This window comes from Mycobacterium sp., from assembly GCF_019243155.1.
In the GTDB taxonomy this organism is placed as follows: domain Bacteria; phylum Actinomycetota; class Actinomycetes; order Mycobacteriales; family Mycobacteriaceae; genus Mycobacterium.
This window is the reverse complement of record NZ_JAFAUS010000216.1, coordinates 1-4,746: the sequence shown is the minus strand read 5'-3', so window position 1 is coordinate 4,746 and position 4,746 is coordinate 1. Positions and strand designations below refer to the sequence as shown.

Below are 4,746 nucleotides of genomic sequence, written 5' to 3'. Positions count from 1 at the left end.
AACGCTCGGGTGCCGTGCTCGTCGGTCCACGACGCGCCGAGCAGTCGCCCGACCTCGGCGGCGATCGCGTCGGCCTCCTCGGGGCTGTCGGTCGAGTTGCCCTGGTGGTCAACCGAAAGCAGTTGCACACCGGGCCGATACCCGTCGAGGTGGCGGGCGGCCGTGCATTCGTGGGAATGCAGTCTGTCCTCGTAGGACAGCGCAGAAACCGCGGCGCAGACGGCCGGATGCATTCGGTAGGAGCAGTCCAAGAAGTAGCCGCGTTCGTCGGGCAGGGTGCGCTGACCGTCGACCAGCCAGTCCAGCGCGGACGTGTCGACGGGTTCCGGGTGGGTGCCCTGGCTGACCTGGGGCAGCTGCTGCGGGTCGCCGAGCAGGAGGAGATTCGCGGCCGCAGGTGCCACGGCGACGGTGTTGGCCAGGCAGTACTGGCCCGCCTCGTCGATCACCAGCAGGTCCAGGCTGCCCGGCGTCACCTTGTTGGCGTTGGCGAAATCCCATGCCGTGCCGCCGACTACGCATCCCGCCGTGCCGGCGATGAATGCCGCATAGGCGTTGCCCTCGATCTCCTGCCAGCGCGGCGCGTTGTGGTCGTTGCGCTTCTTGGCGACCCGCTCCGGGTCCAGTCCGGCGTCGATGACGCAGTCCAGCAGGTTTTCCACCGTGGCATGCGATTGCGCGACAACGCCGATGCGCCAACCGTGTTCGGTGACCAATATGTGGATCGCCCGCGCGGCGGTGTGCGTCTTGCCGGTTCCCGGCGGCCCGTGCACCGCCAGGTACGACGAGTCGAGGTCCAGCAGTGCGGCGGTGATGTCCGCGACGGCGTCGCCACCGCGGGGCAGTGGGCCGCCGCTGCGCGTTCGGGGCGCGCTGCGCAGCAGGATGTCGACGACGGCACTGCGGGGCAGGCGTGGCAATCCGTCGGCCACCGCGATGGCCGTCGCCTCGATCGATTCCCGCAACGCGGTCGTCGCGATGGGTGGGCCCGGGGTCAGCGCGAACGGCAGCTGGTCAAATGTCTTGCCGTCACTGCCAACTCGCTCGACGATGACGACTTCGGTGGGCACCGCCGGATCGTCGGCCGCCACCACCTCGGCCCGACCGGCCGCCCGCCGGTCGGGGTTGTCGGTCATGCCGGGCGGGGCCGGCGGGTCGTACAGGGCGAAGACGCCCTTCATCAGGTCGCCGCGCGCCAGCTCACCGCGCAGCAGCACCTCCCGGCGCGGTTTGCGGGCGCGCGGAGGGGTATGCCAGTCGACGCTGACCGACGCCTGCTCGGCGACGAAAACGTCGGTGCTGTCGGCCCATTCGTCGATAGGGAAGTTGAGCCGGTCGAAATGCGACCACCAGAACGGCTTGTCCTCGCGCCGGTGATAGCCGCGCGCGGCGGCCAGCAGTGCCACCGCCGTCTGCTCGGCGGTGCGGTCGCCGATGGCGGCGTCGCCGGTGAAGGCCGACAACGTCATCGCCAACCGGTCACGATCGTCGACGCGGTTGCCGTCGCTGACGGGCTGGGCGCCGATCGGCACCACCCCGGACTCGTACGCGCGCAGCATCAGCCAGTTACGCAATTCCTGCGTCGACCGGCAGTCGTAGCGGTTGTAGTCCTCGATCTCCTTGAGCACGGACTCCGCCTCATCGCCGCGGCCCGCGGCCTGCAGTTCGCAATACTCCTCATAGGAGGTGATCGACCCGGTGGCCGTGGTCACGTCGCCGGCGCGCAGCTGCGATCCCATGTAGAGCGGCTCCAGCGCCTTCAGGCTGAAGGACTCCGCTCCCACGCGAATACTCTTGCGCACCAACGGGTAGAGGTCGACCAGTGTCCCGCTGCGCAGGAGCTCGTCGACCTCGTCCTCGCCCACCCCGTAGCGACCGGCGAGGCGCAGCAGCGCGGTCTTCTCATACGGCGCGTAATGGTAGATGTGCATGTTGGGACGGCGTTTGCGGCGTCTGGCCACCATCGCCAGAAAATCGGTGAGCGCCTTGCGCTCGTCCACCCGGTTGTGCGCCCAGAGCGGGCTGAACTTCCCGGCGGGGCCCGCCTCCAAGACGCCGAACAGATATTCCAGACCCCACTCGCGACCGTCGGCGGTCCACAACGGGTCGCCTTCGAAGTCGAAGAACAGGTCACCCGGATCCGGCTCTGGCAACAGCGTCAACGGCTGCGGGTCGACCAGTTCGAATTGCGGGACACCGGTTTCTCGTTGCCGGACTTGAATTTTCGCCTGGGCGGTCAACTTGTTGAGCACGCCGGGCGCCAGGTCGGCCACCCGTCCCGTGTACTCGGCCACCTCGGAAACCGTGCTGACACCGGCACCAATCAGCTTGTCCCGCTGGCCCACTCGCATGCCGGCAACCAACAGCAGATCGTCGGTCGCACGCAGTTGCTCGGTGCACAGCGGGCAACGAAAGCAGGCGTCCACGCCTTCGTCCGCCCAGCGCACCGCGGTGCCGGCCGCGTGGTGTTCATCGAGGAGCCGCTGCAAGCGCGCACGCTGGGTGCGATAAACGGGCATCAGATCCGCGACGCGATAGCGCATCGCGCTGCCGTCGCCCAGGCGCAGTTCGGCTTCCTCCGCCACCGGGACGCCGGAGGCGGCCAACGCGTCGGCATACGCGGCGAGTTGGAGCAGCGCAGTGACTTTGGCCGAGCGCGCCAACTTCGTGTCGACGACGCGATAGCGCTCCCCGTCGCGCACCAGGAAGTCGGCGAATCCCAGGAAGCGACCGTCGAACATGGCGGCCTGGTACACCACGGGGGCGCGATCCGCGATGGCGCGCCGGGTGGCCTCCGCGGCCGCCGCCAGCGCGGCGGGCGAGTAGGCGGGGCGACCGATGATCGCGACCCCGTCGCCGAAGTCGGCGCGCAGCCGGTCGAGCTCGCGGCGCTCGTGTTCGTCGCCCAGGGTGATGGTCCGCGCGAAGAGGTCGTCCTCGACGTCGACGGCCGGACCCCAGCCGAGTTTGGCGTCGAAATCCTTTAACAGCGCGAATTCGCAGCGAGCGGCGGCGGCCAGATCAGAAGCGCTGTAAATGACGCTGTCGCCGGTGACAAACACAGCAGCAACTGTAGGTGAGGGCCCCGACAGCGCAGGTCCGCGCTCAGCCGCCCGTGGTGTTGCCGATCAGCTCCACTCCGGCGCCGTTCCAGTGGAACCGAACCGAGGTGGCCAGCCCGTTGATCGCGCTCGGATAGGTAAGCGCCACAGTGTCGCCGGTGGTTTCCGCGGGGTTGATGCCGTTGAACCCGTACGTGTCGGGCACGCCCTGCGGGATGAACTGCCCGAGGTGGAACAACACCGCGCGGGTGGTGGGATTGACGGCGTTGGTGTTGGCCTTGATGATCACCGCCGACAGCTGGGCGCACTGGTTGAAGTTTCCGGCCAGCGGTTCCGCGCTCCAGGATTGCTGGCTGCGTGGATCGCGGGGCAGCTCGGACACCACCTTGGCGATGGTCGGCGAGGCAAGGTTGACCGCGCACGGGTCGGCCGGCGGTGCGGCGGCCGCGGGTCCTGCCGCAGCCGGCGTCGGCGTCGCCGGGGCGGTGATCGACGCGGTCTCGCTTGTCGTCGTGGCCTGCGGTGTCTTCGCGACCGTGGAATCCCCCGAACCACAGCCCGTCAACGTCAGGGCGACCATCGCGACGGCGGCCGAATCGATCAGCGGTTCGGCGCGACAAGGTAGCGACCACACACGGCGCACCGTACCGTCATCCGGCCGCCAGGTGTGGCAGGCGGGGCCGCGCCGGCCCAGCTGTGCTGATGATCACCGATACTGAAGTGACTAGACTCCTGGGCGATGACCCACCCGGACAGCTCGCCCGAGGCTGTTTCTACGACGTTTGCCGACCTGCAGATTCACCCTTCCGTCTTGCGGTCGGTAGCCGACGTCGGCTACGAGACGCCGACGGGCATCCAAGCGGCGACGATTCCACCCCTGATGGCGGGTTCGGACGTCGTGGGTCTGGCGCAGACCGGCACCGGGAAGACGGCGGCATTCGCGATCCCGATCCTGTCCAAGATCGACGTCTCCAGCACCGCGACCCAGGCGCTGGTGTTGGCACCCACCCGGGAGCTGGCCCTGCAGGTGGCCGAGGCGTTCAGCCGCTACGCGGCTCATCTGCCCAAGCTGCACGTGCTGCCGATCTATGGCGGCTCGTCGTACAGCGTGCAGCTGGCCGGGCTGAAACGCGGAGCGCAAGTCGTGGTCGGCACGCCCGGCCGGGTCATCGACCACCTCGAACGGGGCACGCTCGACCTGTCGCGGGTTGACTACCTGGTGCTCGACGAGGCCGACGAAATGCTCACCATGGGCTTCGCCGAGGACGTCGAACGCATCCTGTCCGAGACGCCCGAGTACAAACAGGTCGCCCTCTTCTCGGCCACCATGCCAGCGGCGATCCGCAAGCTTACGAGCAAGTACCTGCACGATCCGTTCGAGGTGACCTCCAAGGCGAAAACGGCCACCGCCGAGAACATTTCGCAGCGCTACATCCAGGTGGCCGGCCCGCGCAAGATGGACGCACTGACCCGAGTCCTCGAAGTCGAGCCGTTCGAAGCGATGATCGTGTTCGTCCGCACCAAACAGGCCACCGAGGAAGTGGCCGAAAAGCTGCGTGCGCGTGGGTTTTCCGCTGCCGCCATCAACGGCGATATCGCACAGGCGCAGCGCGAACGGACCATCGCCGCGTTGCGGGACGGCAGCATCGACATCCTGGTCGCCACAGACGTCGCCGCGCGCGGG

3 protein-coding genes are annotated in these 4,746 nt (G+C 68.3%); 1 reads left to right on the top strand and 2 read right to left on the bottom strand.

Going from position 1 to position 4,746, the window contains the following annotated elements:
• Both JOZ00_RS10740 and JOZ00_RS10735 read right to left on the bottom strand, forming a co-directional pair.
• The coding region (locus JOZ00_RS10740) for a TM0106 family RecB-like putative nuclease (protein WP_293343535.1) at positions 1-3,062 on the bottom strand (3,062 nt) is incomplete at its 3' end.
• A 43-nt stretch (positions 3,063-3,105) separates the two neighbouring features.
• Positions 3,106-3,705, bottom strand: a complete 600-nt coding sequence (locus JOZ00_RS10735) for an LppP/LprE family lipoprotein (protein WP_293343533.1) — start codon at positions 3,703-3,705, stop codon at positions 3,106-3,108.
• 96 nt (positions 3,706-3,801) lie between these two features.
• On the opposite strand from JOZ00_RS10735, the gene JOZ00_RS10730 reads away from it, so the two are divergent.
• Positions 3,802-4,746 (top strand): DEAD/DEAH box helicase (locus tag JOZ00_RS10730; protein WP_293343531.1); only part of this gene is annotated, 945 nt, incomplete at its 3' end.